The sequence below is a fragment of the Candidatus Pelagibacter sp. HIMB1746 genome (assembly GCF_052047555.1).
Classification (GTDB): domain Bacteria; phylum Pseudomonadota; class Alphaproteobacteria; order Pelagibacterales; family Pelagibacteraceae; genus Pelagibacter.
This window is the reverse complement of the sequence record NZ_JBNAJZ010000003.1, coordinates 178,856-197,609: the sequence shown is the minus strand read 5'-3', so window position 1 is coordinate 197,609 and position 18,754 is coordinate 178,856. Positions and strand designations below refer to the sequence as shown.

At 28.8% G+C, this 18,754-nt stretch carries 25 protein-coding genes; 19 read left to right on the top strand and 6 right to left on the bottom strand.

From position 1 onward, the window contains the following. The first annotated feature begins 6 nt into the window (after positions 1-6). The 4 genes from ACTTBM_RS05125 to ACTTBM_RS05110 are packed head-to-tail and all read left to right on the top strand — an operon-like array spanning position 7 to position 2,532. Complete coding sequence (locus ACTTBM_RS05125; RefSeq protein ID WP_440634984.1) at positions 7-771, top strand: SDR family NAD(P)-dependent oxidoreductase; 765 nt, start codon at positions 7-9, stop codon at positions 769-771. 20 nt (positions 772-791) lie between these two features. Beyond that, positions 792-1,538, top strand: a complete 747-nt coding sequence (locus tag ACTTBM_RS05120) for a sulfite exporter TauE/SafE family protein (RefSeq protein WP_440634983.1) — start codon at positions 792-794, stop codon at positions 1,536-1,538. A 14-nt stretch (positions 1,539-1,552) separates the two neighbouring features. After that, positions 1,553-2,122, top strand: a complete 570-nt coding sequence (locus tag ACTTBM_RS05115) for an SOUL family heme-binding protein (protein ID WP_440634982.1) — start codon at positions 1,553-1,555, stop codon at positions 2,120-2,122. Then, positions 2,119-2,532 (top strand): carbonic anhydrase, encoded by a 414-nt coding sequence (locus ACTTBM_RS05110; protein WP_440614538.1) that lies wholly within the window; start codon positions 2,119-2,121, stop codon positions 2,530-2,532. The genes ACTTBM_RS05115 and ACTTBM_RS05110 overlap by 4 nt, the downstream gene beginning before the upstream one ends. On the opposite strand, the gene ACTTBM_RS05105 is transcribed toward ACTTBM_RS05110, so the two are convergent. Together ACTTBM_RS05105 and ACTTBM_RS05100 are read right to left on the bottom strand one after the other, a co-directional pair. Further along, positions 2,533-5,067, bottom strand: a complete 2,535-nt coding sequence (locus ACTTBM_RS05105; RefSeq protein ID WP_440634981.1) for an ABC transporter permease — start codon at positions 5,065-5,067, stop codon at positions 2,533-2,535. Beyond that, the gene (locus tag ACTTBM_RS05100) at positions 5,051-5,716 is read right to left on the bottom strand and encodes an ABC transporter ATP-binding protein (RefSeq protein WP_440634980.1); all 666 of its coding nucleotides are present in this window, start codon (positions 5,714-5,716) and stop codon (positions 5,051-5,053) included. The genes ACTTBM_RS05105 and ACTTBM_RS05100 overlap by 17 nt, the downstream gene beginning before the upstream one ends. Between ACTTBM_RS05100 and ACTTBM_RS05095 the strand changes: the two genes are divergently transcribed. Continuing rightward, entirely contained in the window at positions 5,715-6,326 is a 612-nt protein-coding gene (locus tag ACTTBM_RS05095) for an arylesterase (RefSeq protein ID WP_440634979.1), read from the top strand. The genes ACTTBM_RS05100 and ACTTBM_RS05095 overlap by 2 nt on opposite strands. Here ACTTBM_RS05095 and ACTTBM_RS05090 read toward each other — a convergent pair. Further along, on the bottom strand, positions 6,319-6,912 hold the full coding sequence (locus ACTTBM_RS05090; RefSeq protein ID WP_440634978.1) for a hypothetical protein: 594 nt from the start codon (positions 6,910-6,912) through the stop codon (positions 6,319-6,321). The two genes, ACTTBM_RS05095 and ACTTBM_RS05090, sit on opposite strands and share 8 nt — an antisense overlap. Positions 6,913-6,983: 71 nt before the next feature. On the opposite strand from ACTTBM_RS05090, the gene ACTTBM_RS05085 reads away from it, so the two are divergent. From ACTTBM_RS05085 to ACTTBM_RS05065, 5 genes are all read left to right on the top strand, one after another. After that, complete coding sequence (locus tag ACTTBM_RS05085) at positions 6,984-7,673, top strand: ion transporter (RefSeq protein WP_440634977.1); 690 nt, start codon at positions 6,984-6,986, stop codon at positions 7,671-7,673. 70 nt (positions 7,674-7,743) lie between these two features. Next, on the top strand, positions 7,744-7,962 hold the full coding sequence (locus ACTTBM_RS05080; protein ID WP_440634976.1) for a DUF6552 family protein: 219 nt from the start codon (positions 7,744-7,746) through the stop codon (positions 7,960-7,962). 132 nt (positions 7,963-8,094) lie between these two features. Next, positions 8,095-8,415, top strand: a complete 321-nt coding sequence (locus ACTTBM_RS05075; RefSeq protein ID WP_440634975.1) for a type IV pilin protein — start codon at positions 8,095-8,097, stop codon at positions 8,413-8,415. A 19-nt stretch (positions 8,416-8,434) separates the two neighbouring features. Then, entirely contained in the window at positions 8,435-8,821 is a 387-nt protein-coding gene (locus ACTTBM_RS05070) for a hypothetical protein (protein WP_440634974.1), read from the top strand. 47 nt (positions 8,822-8,868) lie between these two features. After that, the gene (locus ACTTBM_RS05065; protein ID WP_440634973.1) at positions 8,869-9,330 is read left to right on the top strand and encodes a hypothetical protein; all 462 of its coding nucleotides are present in this window, start codon (positions 8,869-8,871) and stop codon (positions 9,328-9,330) included. 6 nt (positions 9,331-9,336) lie between these two features. On the opposite strand, the gene ACTTBM_RS05060 is transcribed toward ACTTBM_RS05065, so the two are convergent. Next, complete coding sequence (locus ACTTBM_RS05060) at positions 9,337-9,732, bottom strand: hypothetical protein (RefSeq protein WP_440634972.1); 396 nt, start codon at positions 9,730-9,732, stop codon at positions 9,337-9,339. 129 nt (positions 9,733-9,861) lie between these two features. Between ACTTBM_RS05060 and ACTTBM_RS05055 the strand changes: the two genes are divergently transcribed. The 3 genes from ACTTBM_RS05055 (at position 9,862) to ACTTBM_RS05045 (ending at position 11,397) form a co-directional block, all read left to right on the top strand. Continuing rightward, complete coding sequence (locus ACTTBM_RS05055; protein WP_440634971.1) at positions 9,862-10,119, top strand: hypothetical protein; 258 nt, start codon at positions 9,862-9,864, stop codon at positions 10,117-10,119. 107 nt (positions 10,120-10,226) lie between these two features. Beyond that, positions 10,227-10,775 carry a tetratricopeptide repeat protein gene (locus tag ACTTBM_RS05050; protein ID WP_440634970.1) on the top strand — a complete coding sequence of 183 codons (549 nt, stop codon included), beginning with the start codon at positions 10,227-10,229 and terminating at the stop codon, positions 10,773-10,775. Between the two features lies 1 nt (position 10,776). Then, positions 10,777-11,397, top strand: a complete 621-nt coding sequence (locus tag ACTTBM_RS05045; RefSeq protein ID WP_440634969.1) for an SOS response-associated peptidase — start codon at positions 10,777-10,779, stop codon at positions 11,395-11,397. Between the two features lie 2 nt (positions 11,398-11,399). Here the strand turns inward: ACTTBM_RS05045 and ACTTBM_RS05040 are convergent, their stop codons facing one another. Both ACTTBM_RS05040 and ACTTBM_RS05035 read right to left on the bottom strand, forming a co-directional pair. Then, entirely contained in the window at positions 11,400-12,695 is a 1,296-nt protein-coding gene (locus tag ACTTBM_RS05040) for a DEAD/DEAH box helicase (protein ID WP_440634968.1), read from the bottom strand. 84 nt (positions 12,696-12,779) lie between these two features. Further along, positions 12,780-13,265, bottom strand: a complete 486-nt coding sequence (locus tag ACTTBM_RS05035) for a YajQ family cyclic di-GMP-binding protein (RefSeq protein ID WP_440634967.1) — start codon at positions 13,263-13,265, stop codon at positions 12,780-12,782. A 62-nt stretch (positions 13,266-13,327) separates the two neighbouring features. On the opposite strand from ACTTBM_RS05035, the gene ACTTBM_RS05030 reads away from it, so the two are divergent. The 6 genes from ACTTBM_RS05030 to ACTTBM_RS05005 all read left to right on the top strand — a co-directional run bounded on the left by ACTTBM_RS05030 (position 13,328) and on the right by ACTTBM_RS05005 (position 18,754). Then, positions 13,328-14,347: a D-2-hydroxyacid dehydrogenase gene (locus ACTTBM_RS05030; protein ID WP_440634966.1), complete on the top strand. Its 1,020-nt coding sequence runs from the start codon at positions 13,328-13,330 to the stop codon at positions 14,345-14,347. A gap of 20 nt (positions 14,348-14,367) precedes the next feature. After that, the gene (locus ACTTBM_RS05025; RefSeq protein ID WP_440634015.1) at positions 14,368-14,817 is read left to right on the top strand and encodes a YtoQ family protein; all 450 of its coding nucleotides are present in this window, start codon (positions 14,368-14,370) and stop codon (positions 14,815-14,817) included. 254 nt (positions 14,818-15,071) lie between these two features. Further along, a complete protein-coding gene (locus ACTTBM_RS05020) occupies positions 15,072-15,914 on the top strand; it encodes a HalD/BesD family halogenase (RefSeq protein WP_440634965.1) in 843 nt (280 codons plus the stop codon). Between the two features lies 1 nt (position 15,915). Next, a complete protein-coding gene (locus tag ACTTBM_RS05015; RefSeq protein ID WP_440634964.1) occupies positions 15,916-16,812 on the top strand; it encodes an NAD(P)-dependent oxidoreductase in 897 nt (298 codons plus the stop codon). Then, on the top strand, positions 16,809-17,540 hold the full coding sequence (locus ACTTBM_RS05010; RefSeq protein ID WP_440634018.1) for a class II aldolase/adducin family protein: 732 nt from the start codon (positions 16,809-16,811) through the stop codon (positions 17,538-17,540). The genes ACTTBM_RS05015 and ACTTBM_RS05010 overlap by 4 nt, the downstream gene beginning before the upstream one ends. Then, positions 17,540-18,754, top strand: a complete 1,215-nt coding sequence (locus ACTTBM_RS05005; protein ID WP_440634963.1) for a Coenzyme F420 hydrogenase/dehydrogenase, beta subunit C-terminal domain — start codon at positions 17,540-17,542, stop codon at positions 18,752-18,754. Before ACTTBM_RS05010 ends, ACTTBM_RS05005 begins: the two co-directional genes overlap by 1 nt.

Sequence of the window (18,754 nt, the reverse complement as noted above, 5' to 3'; positions counted from 1 at the left end):
TTTATTATGAATTTAAAAACATCATATTCATCACTTAAAGACAAAGTAGTTTTTGTACTAGGTGGCTCAACAGGAATTGGGGCAACTTTAGTAGAAGAATTTGCAAAACAAGGATCTAAAGTTGCTTTTGTTGGAAGAAATGAAGAGGCATCAAAAGAATTAATTGAAAGTTTAAAGGAATGTAGTTTTGTTCCTAAATTTTATAAGTGCGATATTACAGATTTAAATTCTTTAGAAGCAGTGGTTGAAGAAGTTATCAAATCTATTGGTGACATCAGTGTACTTTTGAATAATGCTGCAAATGATGAACGACATGAATTTTTAGATACTACTCATGAGTATTTTGATTGGGAATATCAAACTAATTTAAGACCCCATGTGTTTACAGCTAAAGCAGTAATAAAAAGTATGATTAAGCTCGGTGGTGGATCAATTATTAATGTTGGATCTATTGGATGGATGAGAAAAAATGAAAAGACAATTCTTTATGGAGTTTTCAAATCCTCTTTACACGGATTAACACATGGACTAGCTAAACGATTTGGTAAAGATAGAATAAGAGTAAACACACTTGTGCCAGGATGGACAATGACTAAAAAACAAATTGAAGTTCATCTTGATGAAGAAGGAGAGAAAAAAATTAAAGAAGGTCAGTGTTTACCTGATAAAGTTTTGCCTGAAGATATAGCAAATGCTGCTTTATTTTTAGCGTCAGATGATAGCAAGATGATTACTTCACAAGATATCGTTGTAGACGGTGGTTGGACATAATCAATTAACTAAAATCATTAATGGAAATAAATTTATTATTTTTCTTTACGGTTTTTCCTGCAATTCTTTTATTTGGTATTGCAAAATCTGGTTTAGGAGGATCTATTGCTTTAATTTCAATTCCGTTAATGACAGTGGCAATGCCATTAACTCAGGCCTTGGGAATTATTTTACCGATTTTAATTTTCTCTGATTTTATAGCTACTTATAAATATAGAAAAGAATTTGATTTAAGTACTTTAAAGTTAATGGTTCCTTTTGCTGGTTTAGGAATAATAATAGGATCGTTAACGTTTTCGTATTTTTCAGAAGATTTGTTAAAATTTATTGTTGGTCTTATGGGTTTTCTTTTTGCAGGACACTACTTTTTTTTTAAAAAAAATAAGGAAGAAAAATCGCCAAAAAATTCACTAAAAGGAAGTATTTGCTCAACAATAGCTGGATTTACTAGTTTTTGCGTTCATGCAGGTGGAACACCTACAAGTATTTATATGCTTCCACTTAGAATGAAAAAAGAAATTTATGTTGGAACACGTATAATATTTTTTACATTTGTAAATTTAATCAAGCTTCCATTGTATATAAATCTATCAATGACCAATTTAGAGACGTTTAAGCAATCTCTTATTTTATTTCCAGTTGCCTTATTGGGTATTTTAGTTGGTTATCAACTGCTTAAGATAATAGAAGAAAAATTATTCTATAATATTTTGTATAGTTTAATTTTAATAACTAGCACTAAATTACTTTATGATTTTTTATTATAAAATAAGCTTATTAAATGAAAAAATTTAAACTAATAACTCTTATTTGTTGTAGTTTAATCCTATTACCTTATTCTTTACTAATGGCTAATGAGGAAGCAAAATATGAAGTGGTTGATAAGAATGAAATTTATGAGATCAGAAAGTATTCGGATCGTTTAGCGGTTGAAACCTCTAGAGCTGGAATAGACAGTAATTTTAGAAAATTATTTAATTATATTTCTGGAAGAAATGATACTCAAGAAAAGATAGCAATGACTACTCCGGTTACTCAAGTAGAAAAAAATGGCAATATGACCATGCAGTTTTATTTACCTTCAAAGTTTAATTCAGATAACGTGCCAAATCCTAGTAGAGATGATGTAAGAATAGTAAATATTGAAGGAGGATATTATGCCGTGCTTAGATATTCTGGTAGAGCTTCTGATGGCAACTTCATAAAACATAAAGAAATCTTAGAAAAAGAGTTAAACAAAAATAATATTATAATCATAAGTCCACCTATTAGAGCTACATATGATAGTCCTTTTACCCTTCCAATGAATAGAAGGAATGAGGCGATGTATAAAGTGGAGTTTAATTCATGAAGTCAAAATTTAAAGCAATGGTGTTATCTTGTATGGATCCAAGATTTCAACATTTAGTTCATAATCATTTAAAGAAAAAAAAATTAACTGGTAAATACAGTGCTTTTACAATTGCAGGTGCTGCGGTAGGTGTCACACATAATAAATTTAAAAAATGGCATAATACTTTTTATGATAATCTTGGAACTTCAATTCAGCTTCATAAAATAGAAAAGCTTATTGTTATTAATCATAAAGATTGTGGTGCTGCAAAAATTGCTAATGGAAAAAAAGAATTTACACCTGCAAATGAAAAAAAAATACACCAAGACTCATTTAATAAACTTAAAAAAGAAATTAAAAAAAGATTTCCAAAACTTAAAGTAGAATTAAATGTAATTGCTTTAGATAGTAAAATTACAAAATTTTAATTATTGATTTCTAATCAAAGGGTAAACTTTTGGATTTAAATATTTCAAATTTGTTAACATAATCAGCAATAAAGTTACAAACCCAATTGAAAAACCTAAGTAGATTAAAACTTTAAAATCAAACATCCACACAAGTTCAAAGATATTTTCCATAATAAATTTTGAACCAATTACTGCAAAGAATATTGCAATCAGTATGACTGATTTAAAGATAATGATGAATTCTATTAATGATGAGAGGATTATTTCTTTTTTCGAAAAGCCTAGAATTTTAAACACTAAGTTTTGATACTCTTTAACTTTACCTTGAACCATAATTGCACTCGAAATAACAATTAAACCAATTACAATTGTTACAGCTGATATCAAAGTAACTGCAATGAATACTTTATTTAGCACAGCTGTTACTTTTGTAAGATAATCAGCAATTTTGATCATGGATAAGCTAGGCATAACTTCTAGCATTTCAGTTTCATCAAATTTATCAGAATTAAATTTTGCTGTTGCTAAATATTCATGAGGAATATTTTGAGCGAATTGAGGATTAAATAGCATTGCAAAGTTAATACTTAAATCTCGATAATCAACTTCTCTAAAATTAATCACTTCGCCATCTATTTCTCTTCCATATATATTTAAAGTAAAAATATCTCCTAATTGAATGTTAAAATCTCTTGCAACTTTAGCATCTAAAGATATTTGAAGTTGATTTGGTTTATTTAAATCCCACCATTCTCCAGCAACTAATGGATTGTCTTCAGGAACATTTTCCACCCATGAAGATCTTCTCTCACTTCCTATTACCCAATAACTATCATTATCTGGTTTAATATAAGTATTTGGATTGATGCCATTAATTTTTGTGATGCCAGATGAAACCATAGGAACAACTTCAATTTCTGCATTTGGATCCATTTTTAATATTCCTTGTTCAAATTTTTCACGTTCTCCTTTTTGAATACCTACAAAGAAATAATCAGGTGCAATATCAGGAATTGATTTAGCAATTTCTCTTTGAAAATTTGTTCCAACTAATGCCAATGTTAAAAGTAAAGTAACTCCCAACCCTAAAGACATAATAGTAATTGGTGTGATACTTTTAGTTTGAGTGATATTTTTAATTGATACCTTTAATGAGATATTGGAGCTTGATTTAAATTTTTTAAGAAAAAATATAATTATTCTTGAAAGAAAGAAAAATACAATCAAACACACAAAAAATGCAGCAAAATACCCTAGACTGTAAGTTGGTTGTTCGGAGCCAACTGTAAATAACAAAACTAAAATAGAGAGCAAAACAAAACTTAAAACAACAGATTTTTTTGAATAATAAAATTGTAAGTTTTGAAAAACGTTTCTAAATAAATTAGAAGCTTTTACCTGGTCAATTGAACTTATTGTTGGGATAGAAAATATTACAAGTACTAATAAACCTACTAAAAATATTTTAATAAAATTTATAATAGAAAATACTGGATAAACATTTAATCCAAGTCCATCTGATAAGTATTTATCAGCAATAGGGACTATTAAAAAACTAGAGCCATAAGAAACAACAGTAATTACAAATAACAATATTAACAGTTGAAGATAATAAAGTGTCTTTATATTTCCTGAATAAAATCCAACTGCTTTTCTAACTGCAATTGACATATTGTTTTGATTAATAAAAGAGAGAAGGGTGTTTGCAATACCAATTCCAGCAATCAACATCGCACTTATTGAAACAAGAGACAAAAATTGTGAAAAATTATTAATTATTCTCTTTATTCCACTTGCTGAATTTTCAGGATAACGAAGTTTTACTTTTTGATCATCTTTAAAAATATTCTCAATTTGTTTTTCTAACTCTTCAGGATTGTCTCCTTCATTAAATTTTACTTTGTATTCGTAGTTTAAAAAGCTTCCAATCCCGTTTAGTTTTAATATTTCTAAAGTTTGTTTTCCAGCAAGTGCCCAATCACCAAAAGCAACAAATCCACTTACATCTGGAACTGATTTTATAATTCCAATAACTGTAAAGTTTTGGTCTTGAACTTTAACTTGTTCATTAAGTTTTATGTTTAGTGTTTTTGATAGACTTTCGTTAATTAAAATAGTGTTTGGTTCTTTTTGCATTCGCTCATAGGCACCTTCGGGTTCAAATACTACTTCGCCGTATAACGGGTATTTTTCATCAACTGTTTTAATTCTAGTAAATAAAGATTTGTTTTTTTCTCTTCCAGTTGTTGAAAGCATTGTACTGAATTCAATCATTTGAGATACAGTTGCAAACTCTTTTACCTGATTAACTAGTTCTAGATTTCCTTGGTTACGATTGTAATCAATTTCTAAATCACCACCTAATAAAGCTTTTGCATTATCGTTTAGTTCTTTTTTAAGACTATCTTCAATTGTAAAAATAGCACTTAATATAAAGAGACTAATAAATAGAGTAACAATAATACTTGAGATTTTGTGATAGTTTCTGCTTAAATCTTTTAAAGCATATTTAAAAATCAAACTAAATTCAGATCGATTATTTAATTTTTCCATCTTTTATTTTGATTTTTCTTTTTGCTTTATTTGCAAGTTTTGGATCATGCGTTACCATGATTAAGGAAGATCCTTCCTCTTTTACATATTTAAATAAAATATCTGAAATCATTAATGAGTTTTCAGTATCCAAGTTTCCAGTAGGTTCATCAGCTAGGATTAATTCAGGCTTCATTGCTATAGCTCTTGCAATCGCAACTCTTTGCTGTTCACCACCAGATAACTGACTAGGTAAATTATTAAATCGGTACTTTAAACCAAACCTATCTAATAAATTTTTTGCTTCACTCTCAGGATTTTTAAAATTATTTAATTCTAATGTTAAAGCAACGTTTTCAACTGCTGTATAATTTGGAATTAAATAGAAGGATTGAAATATAATTCCAATATTTTTCTTTCTAATTTCTGATACTTCATCCTCATTTAAATCTGTAATTTCTTGATCTTGAAAAATAATTTTACCTGAAGTTGGTTTTTCTAGCCCTCCAACAAGCATGATTAAACTGGTTTTGCCAGATCCACTTTCACCAACAACAGAAACTGTCTCCTTTTTCTTAATAGTAAGATCAATATTCTTTAAAACACTGATGCTTTCTTTGCCAGTTTGGTATTTGAGATTTATTTTTTTTAATTTAAGAAGTGCACTCATGAACAAAAGTTTATTTATTAAAATTTTGATAGTCTTTCTAGTGCACATTAATGCAAGTGCAATAGAAAAGGTTGTCTTATTTGGTGATAGTTTAATGGCTGGATACGGTTTACCTAAAGAACATCACTTATCTGTAGTATTAGAAGATGATTTTAAAAAAGATGGTTTAAATATAAAGATAATTAATAGCAGTGTTTCAGGAAGTACATCTTCAGGAGGGCTTAACATTGCTGAATGGAGTTTATCTGAGCCTGGTATTGACTTAATCATTTTAGGTTTAGGCGCCAATGATATGTTGAGAGGAATAAAACCAGAAGAAACTGAGAAAAATTTAGAAGAAATCATAAAGATAGCAAATAATAAAAAAATCAAAATTATTATTGCAGGTATGGTTGCTCCAACAACACATGGAGCTGAATACAAAAAAGAGTTTGATGCAATCTATCCAAAATTATCAAAAAAATATAACTTACCCTTGATCCCATTTTTACTTGAAGGAGTTGCACTTGATCCAAGTTTAAATCAGCAAGATGGAATTCACCCAAATAAAGAAGGGACCATTGTAATTAGTAAAACTCTTAAAAAATTTATAGAAAAAACAATTAATTAGTTTTTTTAGAGGACATCATTCTTTCGTGCACCGCACGCATTCCTCTTTCAACCATATCATTTATTTCTGCAGCATGTTTTTGTAGAAGCTCAACTACCTTTGGATCTTCTGAAGTTTGCAAAACACTAATTCCTGTATCTGTTAATTCAATTTCAGTTTCAATTTTATCATGATATCTAAATAAAACATCTAATGTAGGTGATTGAATAATAACTTCAGGATTTTTCCCTTCTTGGATTCTTGTGATCATCATTGAAACATGGTTAACAATTGATTGTCTTACATTTTCGTCTTCAGAATACGTTTCAGTTTTAATACCGTTAGGAATATTAGTAACAGTTCTTTTTATTTCTTTATGGTTTTGGAAAATATTTTTAAGATCGCTAACTTCGATATCTGTTGTATCCTTACCTTGAAGTCCTGGCATATTAACTTCATCATGACCATTTTGCCCATGTCCGTGACCATGTTTTTTCATCATCTTTTCATGATTTTTTTTATATTCATCATTACTAGCTGCTAGTAAATTTGAACTTGAAAGAAGTAAGAAAGATATAAAAAAGAATTGGATAAATTTTTTGATCATGATTGGTATTTAAAATTTATTATTAATCATTAAATGTGACAAATTCAACAAATGGTTTATATCAATATTTAATGAATAATTTTTTATACAATTTAAAAGAAAGCAGAATTTTTCAATTTGTTGTTATTTCAATTATTATTTTAAATGCAATTACAATTGGGGTTAACACTTATGAATTAAGTGATCTTACCAGACAAGCAATAAATTATTTAGATTATTCAATTACTATATTTTTTGTTATCGAAATTATAATTAGATTTATAGGAGAACCTAAAAAGCTACAGTTTTTTAAAAGTGGATGGAATGTATTTGATACTTTAATTGTTTTAATTTCATTAATTCCAATTCCTAATAATTCTAGCTTCTTACTTTTAAGATTACTAAGAGTATTTAGAGTATTGAGAATTATCTCAGTTGTTCCAGAATTAAAAAAAATTATAGAAGCACTGCTTACTTCCGTCAAAAGAGTGTTTTACGTTGGATTATTATTGTTCATAATTCTTTATATATACGCAACTATTGGTTCAATTTTATTTAGCACTGATATTCCAGAGAGATGGAGTGATGTTGGTGTTGCTATGATCACATTGTTCCAAGTTTTAACTCTATCTAGTTGGGAACAAGTAATGCTCCCATTACAAGATGTGTACTGGTGGGCTTGGATTTATTTTTTCAGTTTTATTATTATATGTGGAATTACAATGCTTAATTTGTTGATTGCAATATTAGTAGATGTAGTAATCAATCAGAAAAAATTATAATTTATATTTATGAACTTTAATTCCATACTTTGGCATCCAGTACTAGATAAAGATGTGTTAAAGGGCAAAGATGCGTAAACCATACCAGCCTTTAGCATGGACCGGAACTGTGATGGTGATATCAGCAGCATTATTATCAGCTTTTAATATTTACCCACTTTATATTTACCTATTCTGCCTTGCTAATGCCATTTGGGTCTTGATAGGAATACTATGGAAAGAGAACAGTTTGATAGTTCTAAATGCTGTATTGACGATAATTTATATTGCTGGAATGATATTTGGGTGAAAGAGTTAAAGATTAAATAATATTTTTAATTGATCTATTTTAAAATTATTTAAGGATTTACAATACTAAATTTATACCTTGCGATATTAGTTGATGTTGTAATAAATCAAAAAAAATTATAATCAATAAATTATGAAACAAAAATCAAATGGTTTCTCTTTAGTAGAACTTTTAGTTGTGGTTGCAATAATTGGAGTATTGGCAGGAGTTGGTATTGTTGGTTATCAATCTTATGTTGAAAGTTCTAAGAGAAAAGTTTTTGATCAAAATGTTAAAACTGTTGTCAGGGCTGTTGATTTTGAGTACACATTAGTAGCCAATGCTTTACCGTCAGCTATGAATGAAATTAATACTGATGGAACTGCAACAGGAAAAAAAATTTCAGCCACAAGTAACTGTGGACAATTTGTTTATTCGATAAAGGAACATTTTAAAGATTTTAAAAATCCTTGAGGAAAAACTTAATACAAAAATGATCACAATTGATACAGAAGGACAAGGAGAACATCAGCAAGGTATGTTGCAAATAGTTTGTCACCGTGGATCTACTTTTCAACATGGATGGAATTGCGAAATTCAGGACTCATTATTTCATTTAATTGCATACTATGAAGATGGACTTCCAAATGATGGGTCTGTCAGAACCGATGTAAATACTTTATCTGGTGGAAACGCAACTTCAAATGCTACTGGAAAAATAGTTTCTGAATGGTTTAACAGAGGTTACACAAATGTGCCTGTTGCTGACAGATATCACCCTGATATGCCTTATTTAACTTCTTCAGCAGGTCAGGCTTTGTGTGGGAGCTCAGGTTATAATCATGGTTCAATAAGTATCTCCACCGACGCAGAATATTAATATTTTTTAATTAAATTTCTGTTATAAATTTTTATTATGGGTTCAGAATGAGCATATATTTAACTCTATTTATTTTATTAATAGTTACTAGTTTTGCTAAGGCACAGAACACAAACATTACTATAGATAAAAATTTAAACCTTAGTTGTGCATTTGAAAAAGTAATTTTAAAAAATCCAGATCATAACTTTGAAACATTTACAAAAGATCAAATTAAGAGAGATGATATTAATAAATTAGTAATAGAGTCTAAATCACCAAATGTATTAAACATTAAAAATTTATCTAATTTTATTGATAAAATTGAATTAGACGTAAAAATTTCTAATAAAGATGTCGTTTTAATTCAGGCTCTTGATGATAATAAGAATTATTCAGAATCAGCTGTTTTAACTTTTAAAACAGGAGAACTTATTCACGAGATAACAAAAAATATTAATCAAAAAGAAAAAGAGAAAGAAAAAGAAATCTTATTTTATAACTGTAAGAATAAAAATCAAAACACTTGATGGTTTTTAACCAAATAATTCTAACAATATTATCAATTTATATAAATAATAGATTACAGAAAGTGCTATAGAAACTTTCACAACTCTTGGCCAAAACCAATTTTCATTATTACTTGCACTTCTCCACATCGCAATAGTAATTATCAATGTATAAATCAATAGTATTGCCAACTCTATTACGAGTATTGTTGCGTAAAAGTTATTAATATTTGAAAAAATTTGTTTAATAATTAACTCAGGATTTTGACTGTAATTTATAAGAGATTTGTCAATCGAATCTAAAGCAAAAAAAAATGTTATAAAAATTACTAAGCTAAATATTAACTGGTATAGAGTTCCATAAACCCAGAATGTTTTGCCAAGTCCGTAATCACCTTTGATTAAATTTTTTAAAAAATTCATTGATTTGTATAGTCTCTATAATTAGCAAAATATAAACAAAATATTTAAACCTATTAAGCAATAATTAGAATTTTTGATAAATAAATATTTTTTTTTCCATATAATAATTTAAAGTGAAATAATCTTTTCATGAAAAAAATACTAATTACATTATTTTGTTTAAATTTTATTTTTTCTTTTGCTATTGCTGACTCACTTGGAAATCTTAGAACAGTAAATTACTATCTATCAAATGGTTATAATTTAGAGAGTACAATTTTAATAAATGACCAAAAAATATTATATAATCTTAAAAATAATGGATCGTCAAAAATGCAATTTGAACCTAAGTTAATTACTTGCATTTACAATATAAAAAAAGAAACAACAAATTGTTACAAACCTTAAGAATTTTCATCTTAATAAATTTATAAATTCATTTTGAAGTTGTAAAAATATGATCAAATTGTTTTAAGAGTAAAGACTCTGTAATTCATATTTGTTAATATTTAATTATGAAAAAGTCTTTTATAGTAATTTTAATTTTATTACTTTCACAATTGCAATCTTTTGCAAATGATCGAGACACAAGACTAAATCAATTATTCAATGAGCTCAAAGTTAATAAAGCAAAAGTTGCAGCTATTGTTGAACAAGAAATTTGGTCTTTATGGAGTACTCATCCAACTGATGAAAAATTGACTGCTCGTTTAGAAGAAGGTTCAATGTTTGTTAGAAACCAACAGCCAAAAAGAGCAAGGGAAATATTTACAGAAGTAATAAAACTTGATGAAAATTGGGCTGAGGCTTGGAATAAGAGAGCAACTGTACTTTATATGTTGGGCGAATATCAAAAATCACAAGATGATATTGATAAAGTCTTAGAATTAGAGCCAAGACATTTTGGTGCTTTAGCAGGGCAGGGTTTAGTAAACATTCAATTAAAAAATTTTGAAAAAGCAATTAGAAGTTATAAACAAGCACAAGAGATTTATCCTTCCATGCGATCTCCAGAAATTATGATAAAACAAATCGAAGATTTGATGAAAGAACAAACAATTTAAAATGTGCGGAAGATACGTTGTTAAAAATCCAGTTACTAAAACTAGTACTTTAGTTAAATCTGCAATTCAAGTTGAGGATAATGAAAACTATAATGCTCATCCTTATCAAAAACTTCCAGTTATAAAAAAATATAAAAATGGAAATACCTTAGAAGCTTTGAAATGGGGTTTAGTTCCAAGTTGGGCAAAAGATAAAGATTTTAAAGCTCTGATTAATGCACGACTTGAGACTATAGATGAAAAGGTTTCATTTAAAAAATTGATAAAAAATAATCGATGTGTTGCTGTTGCAGATGGATTTTATGAATGGAAGAGGGAAGAGAAAGAAAAAACTCCTCATTATTTTACTCGTGAAGATACTAATACTATTTATTTTGCAGGAATATTTGAAGATGATCAGTTTTGTTTAATTACAGAAGAAGCAAAAGAAAATATTAAGGAAATTCATCACCGACAACCAGTTATTCTTAATCAAGCTGATGTTAATAGATATCTAAATTTAGAATTACAAGGATCAGCGTTTCTAAATGAACGTAAATCACCAGATCTTATATTTCATGAAGTTTCAAAAGATGTAAATAAGCCTACAAATAACAGCGCTTCTTTAATACAAAAATTATAAATCTATTTTCTTTTATTTTTTTTAAACTTAAAGTTTTTTGGTCTCTTTCTATTTTTAAATTTTCTTTTATTACCTTTGCTTTCAAATTTTTTGAATTTCTTTTTTTTACTTAATTTATTGTTAGAAAATTTATTCTTAAATTTCTTTTTAAATTTATTTTTTTTATTAAATTTCTTACTCTTTTGATTGTTTGGTCTTGCTTCTTCTTTAACTTTAAAGTCAGGATCTATTAATTTTTGTATAGATCTCCACATACTTCTGTCGTTGTTTGTTAAAAAAGTTAAAGCCGATCCATCTTTTCCAGCTCTGCCTGTTCTACCTATTCGGTGAATATAATCTTCTGGAACTTGTGGAAGATCGTAATTGATTACGTGTTTTATAACTGGAATATCTAATCCCCTTGCTGCAACATCTGTTGCAATTAAAATCCTACTATTGCCATTTCTAAATCCTCTAATAACTCTATCTCTTTTACTTTGTCTAAGATTTCCATGAATCGCATCAGCTTTATGGCCATCATATTTTAATCTTTTTACAATTTTATCAGCACCATGTTTAGTTTTAACAAAAACTAAAATGGATCCACTTCTTTCAACTAATTGATTAATCAGTTCATGGTATTTCTTGTCAGCTGTGATTTGAAAAGTTTCTTGTTTAATTTTTTCAATTGGAGTTGATAAAGATCCAACAGATACTCTTTCAGGATTATTTAGATACTTTTGAGAAATTTTTAAAATGTTTTCAGGTAACGTTGCAGAAAACAATAACGTTTGATGATCTTTTGGAATAAATTTTAAAATTATCTCTATTTGAGGAGTAAATCCCATATCTAACATTCGATCTGTTTCATCTAGGACTAGGTAATTAACTCTAGATAGGTTCAAACTTTTTCGTTCTATGTGATCGTTAATTCGTCCAGGGGTTCCAACTATAATTCTTGCTCCTTTTTTTAATTGTCTAAGTTGTTTTTGCATACTCTCACCACCAATTAAAAGAGCATTACCAATTCCTATTTCTCTAATATTAAGTTTTAGAACGGTTTCCATTACCTGAGTTGCAAGTTCTCTTGTTGGACAAATTATTAATGCCATTGCCTGCTTATTTTTTAAAAGCTTATTCAGCATTGGAATTGTAAATGCTAATGTTTTACCGGTACCAGTTTGAGCAGTTCCTAAAACATCTTTTCCTTCTAGGCTAATTGGTATCGATTGACTTTGAATAGGGGTCGGAGTTCTAAATTCAGCCAATTCAATTGATCTTTTTAATTTATTTTCAATATTTAAATCAGAGAAGTTCATTATGTTGGGATTGATATAAATTTTAAGTAATTGAGTGTCTGCTTATATCTTTTTGTACCAAATACAATAAATAGTTTGGGAGGATTAATCTCTAAAGTTTACAAAGTCTATCGGAAGTCCAATATCAATAGCTTTAATTGCTGCTATAGCTTCTTGAAGATCATCTCTTTTTTTACCATCTACTCTTAATTCATCACCTTGAATTTTTACCTGAATTTTAAGTTTAAGTTTTTTAATATCAGCAATTACTTTTTTTGCATTTTCCTGGCTGATACCTTCTTTAAGTTCACTTACTTGTCTAATTGCTCCACCTGACGCACCCTCTGAATTTTTAACTTCTAAAACCCTTGGATCTACTTTTCTTCTTACTAAATGTGTTTGTAGTAATTCATTGACTTGTTTTAATTTTAATTCATCAGGAGCATTAGTAGTAACTGATTTATCTTTTCGCTCTATAGTGATGTGAAGTCCTTTAAAGTCATATCGATTGCTTATTTCTCTTAAGCAATTTGCTAAAGCATTATCAAATTCTTGATAATTAATTTTACTAATTACATCAAATGAAGGCATAGTTATTTATACAATAATCTATTTTTTATTAAACGAAATTAAAGATAATATTAATTTAAAATATGAAAAAAATTAAAATTCACATCAGAAATAATCATTGGAAAGAGGGATTTTTGCCTTGTGATGCTGAAGGTGAGAAAAATAATACAATCACTAAGGAAGAAATTGAAAAGGGTTTTGATCAATTTCCTGAGCTAAGGGACAAAGTTGAATATGTAATTGATTGGGATGATGATAATTTTATCTCATCAATGCAATCAGCTGATATTTTACTTGGCTGGCAATTTCCAACACAAGATTTAAAAAAAATTGCTCCTAACCTTAAATGGATCCATGTGATTTCAGCTGGTGTTAATCATTTATCTCCTTTTGATTGGATGACAGAAGATTTAGTTTTAACAAACAGTAGCGGTGTTCATGCTAAAAAAGCAGGGGAATTTGGTTTGATGAGTATTTTAATGCTTCAAAATCATATGACTAGAATTGTAACCAACCAAAAAAATAAAGAATTTGTATCTTTACTTGGAAAACCAATCGAGGGAAGGAAAGTAGTTGTTGTTGGAACCGGTTCTTTAGGAGGTTCAATGATTAAACATATCAGTAATCTTGGAGCTGAAGTTATTGGTGTAAATAGAAAAGGAAAAAATGTTGAGGGTTGCTCTAAAGTTATTACATTTGATAAAATTGATGAAGTGTTACCTTTAGCTGATTTTTTATATCTAGCAGTTCCAGAAACAGAAGAGACTAAAGGATTAATAAATAAATCTAGATTAGATAAATTAAAATCTACGTGTGGGATTGTAAACATTGGAAGGCAATCTGTTTTAGATTACGAAGCTTTAAGGATTAAACTTCAAAACAATGAAATTGCTGGAGCAATTTTAGATGTATTTTCACAAGAACCTGTTCCAAAAACATCAAACCTTTGGGATACTCCAAATTTAATTATCACTCCCCATATTTCATCTGATAGTGAGGGCAATTATATTGAGATGGTTCTTAAAATTTTCTTTAAAAATTTAAAATTATTCACAGATAATAAAGAATTAATTAATCAAATAGATAGAAATTTAGGATACTAGTTACTATATATAAAGAACATATGTTGAAAGTATATTTAGCAGGAGAAATTCACACAAATTGGCGTGATGAAATTATTGATGAATGTAAAAAACAAAATTTAGACATTCAATTTTCATCTCCTGTAACAGATCATGCGTCTTCAGATGATTGTGGAGTTGAAATCTTAGGTCCTGAAGAGAAAAATTTTTGGAAAGATCGAAAAGGGGCTAATATCAATTCAATTAGAACTAAAAAATCGATTAAAGATTGTGATGTCATCATTGTTAAATTTGGTGAAAAATACAAACAATGGAATGCAGCTTTTGATGCGGGGTACGCGGCTGCTTTAAATAAATCAATAATTATTATTCATAATGAAGAGCATCAACATGCTTTAAAAGAAGTGGACGCAGCTGCAGCTGCTGTTGCTTCAGATCAAAAACAGGCTGTTCGTATCTTAAAATACGTTCTTCAAGGAACTCTTAAATAGTTAAATACTAATCATTTTCTAAGTGAAATTTGTTTACCTGGGGTAAAAAATAGAATACGATTTAAATATGAATCTTAATCTTTTTACTCACTATCATAGACTGGCTAGAGTTGGCTTGAGTTCAAAGTTATCATCTAATTTATTTAATTTATTACTTCAAAAAGTAGACTGTAAAAATCATATAAATTCTTCAACGCCCACGAAATTGTAATCACTTCTTTTTTTAAAAAATTAATTTTAATTAAAGGAGAATTATGGAAATAAAAAATATTGTTAACTTAAAAAATTACCCAATTGATCAAACAGGATCAAAAGAGTACCAAGATTTAATTACTAAAAATAGAGAGCTACTTGATAAAGATGGATGTTGTGTACTTCCAAACTTTGTACTTAGCGAGTCTTTGAAACGAATGAAAGAAGAAGTTGAAAGAAATCTTCCCAAAACTCATTGGACTAAAGATCATCACAACCCTTATTTCTCAAAAGATGATGAAAATTTATCTAAAGATCATCCAAAGAGAGTATTTTCATTTAGAGAAAGCGGCTACATTAATTCAGATGATTTAGAGGAACAATCTGATTTAAATAAAATTTACGAGTCTGAAGAAATGTTAAAATTTATTTCAGATAGTTTAGGAGTTTTTCCTCTTTATAGATGGTCAGATCCTTTAGGTAAAAATCCATACAGTATCATGCATAAAGATCATTACTTTCCTTGGCACTTTGATGGAAATGAATTTACTTTAAGTATTTTAGTTCAAAAAGCTGAAAAGGGTGGATTGTTTGAATATTCACCTGATTTAAGAAGCACTGAAAATGAAAACTTTGATGAAGTAACAAAAGTTCTTCGTGGCTCAAGAGATAAAGTTAAATCATTAGACCTTCAACCAGGGGATCTTCAAATATTTAAAGGTAGATTTTCTATGCATAGAGTAACAAAAATAGAAGGAAATACTTCTCGTTACATTGCATTACCAACATACGTAAAAGATAGCTATAGAGTAAATAAACCTGAACACTCTAAACAAGTTTACGGTAAAGCACTGCCAATTCATTATGAGAGAAATAATGTTGAAGTAGATGGGTTGATGGATTGATATGAAAATAGGTTTTATTGGTTTAGGAAATATGGGAATGCCAATGGCATTAAACTTACATAAATCAAAGAAAATAGATTTATTGGGTTACGATGTAAGCGCTAAGTCTTTGAAACTGTTTAAATCTAAAAAAGTAAAAGCAACAAGCTCATTAGATGAATTAATTAAGTTTTCTGATGTAATTATCACCTGCGTTCCTGGACCAAAACAAATTAAAGCATTATCAATTGGTAAAGGTAAAATCATTGATCAATTAGGTAACAATAAAATTTGGATTGATTGTTCAACCAATTCTTTAACTTGCTTTAATCTTTTAAAACAAAAGTTAAGTAAAACAATAAATCAATTTGTTGATGCAACGATATCAGGTGGAAATTTAAAGGCTCAATCAGGTGATTTATCAATATTTATTGGAGGTAATAAAAAGACAGTTAATAAGCTTAAGTTTGTCTTTAATATATTAGGTAAAAACATTTATTATCTTAATAAACCAGGTGCTGGTTATGCTGCTAAAATTGCACAAGTTAGCCTTTGTTATTTAAACTATTTATCACTCTCAGAGTCGTTGATGCTTGGAGTAAAGTCAGGGATTAAACCAAAAACAATGTTAGAGATCATCGATAAAAGTGCAAGTGGTGGTTATACATCAACAAGATACGGCCCTAACATGATTAATGGAGATTATGATCCCTCTTTCTTTTTAGGTTTATCGATGAAAGATTTAAATCTTGCTAATGAAATTATTAAATTACAAAAATTAAAACTACCAATAATGAATTTAACTTCAAAAATATATAATAAAGCGATTAAAAAATATGGACCAAATTCTAATCACTTAAAAGTGATTAAACTTTTAGAACAAAATAATAAATTAACTTTTTCAAAGGAGGGACGATGAAAAACAATATTAGCGAAGCAGATTGGAAAGTAAGAGTAGATCTTGCTGCCATGTTTAGATTAACAAACATGATGGGTTGGGATGATACGGTTTGGAACCATATCACTGCAAGAGCACCTGGAACAGATCATACATTTTTTATGCATGAGATGGGTTTGTTATATGAAGAAGTAAAAGCATCAAACTTAATTAAAGTAGATGAGCATGGTAAAGTTTTAGAAGGACCTGAAAAAGCAAATACTGCAGGTTTTATTATTCATAGTGCTATTCATCTAAATCATCCAAATGCAAAGTTTGTCTTTCATGCACATCCTCCTTCAGCTTTAGCTGCAACGGCATTGAAAGATGGTATCCCTCATTTAGTTCAAGATAGTTCAATGCTTTATGGAAAAGTTGGTTACCATGAATGGGAAGGGCTATCGATTAATAAAGATGAGAGAGTTAGAATTGCTGAAAACATGGGAGATAATAAGGTTTTAATTATGAAGAACCACGGTCTTTTAACTGTTGGTGCAACAGCAGGAGAGGCTTTTATGAACATGTATTATGCAATTAGAATGTGTGAAGTTGCAGTACAAGCAACAGGTTCAGGACTTCCTCTTGAAAGAGCAACAGAAGAAATGTGGAAATTATCTCAAAAACAATATGATTTATTTTCACCAGGCTTAAATGAGTGGCCAGCATTACTTAGAAGATGTGATGCAAAAGACCCATCATATAAAGAGTAATGACAAAAATTAATTCTTTAGATGATATTGTAAAGAACGGCCTTTGTATTGGCTGTGGAATTTGTAAAAGTATTGCAGGAAATTCTCTTCAAATGGAGATGAGTAAAAAAGGTAATTTAGAACCTAAAGAATTAACACCAATTACTAATGAAACTTTAGAAGAAATTAAAAAAGTTTGTCCTGGAGTTATTACTGAGGGACCTGAAGATCATAAAGAAAATGAGGGATCTAATAAAGATTTGGTTTGGGGAAATTATTTTGATTTATATTATTCTTGGTCTACTGATCCAAAGATAAGATTTCAAAGTTCTACAGGAGGTTTGTTAAATGGATTGTCTTTATATTTACTAGAACAAAAGAAAATTGATTTTATTATGCATACAGCAGGGGACAAAGATAACCCTATGCGAAACATTGTAAAATACAGTTATAATAAAGAGGATTTAATTAACTGTGAAAGTAGATCAAGATACGGTCCATCCTCACCTTTAAGTGAATTTCATAAAGCCTTAGATAAAAAACAAACCTTTGCTTTTGTTGGAAAACCTTGTGATGCAGGAGCTATTAGATTGCTTGCTAAATCAGATGAAAGAGTTGATCAGTATTGTAAATATATCTTCACTCTTGTTTGTGGAGGTTTTCAAGAACTTACAAAATCACAAGAATTTATTGATAGCTTTGATGTTAAAGAACAAGAGTTAGAAGAATTTAGATACAGAGGATTTGGTAACCCTGGAAGAATGTATATCAAAACAAAAGATCAAAGAGAGTTTGATAAAGATTATAATTCTTTTTGGGGTGATGAAAGTAATTGGAAAGTTCCATTTAGATGTAAAATTTGCCCCGATGCGATAGGAGAAAGTTCTGATATTGCAGCACTTGATACTTGGAGGGGTGGATCTCCAAAAGGAGAAGATGAAGGGTTTAATGCTGCAGTGATGCGAACTAAAAAAGGAATTAAAGTTTTTAATGAAGCTGTTGAAAGTGGATACCTTGTTAGAGGAGATAAGGTAACCATTGAAGACATTAAAGATTTTCAACCTCATCAAACGAGTAAAAAACAAGCTGTTTATGCAAGACATCTTGGGATGAAAAATAATAATGTTCCAACAATTAAAACTAAAAACCTAAGAATAGAGGAGTTGTATAACTTAAATGATGATGAGTTTAACAAACAACAAGAACAAGGTGTTTCAAAAAGATTAGGAAATTAA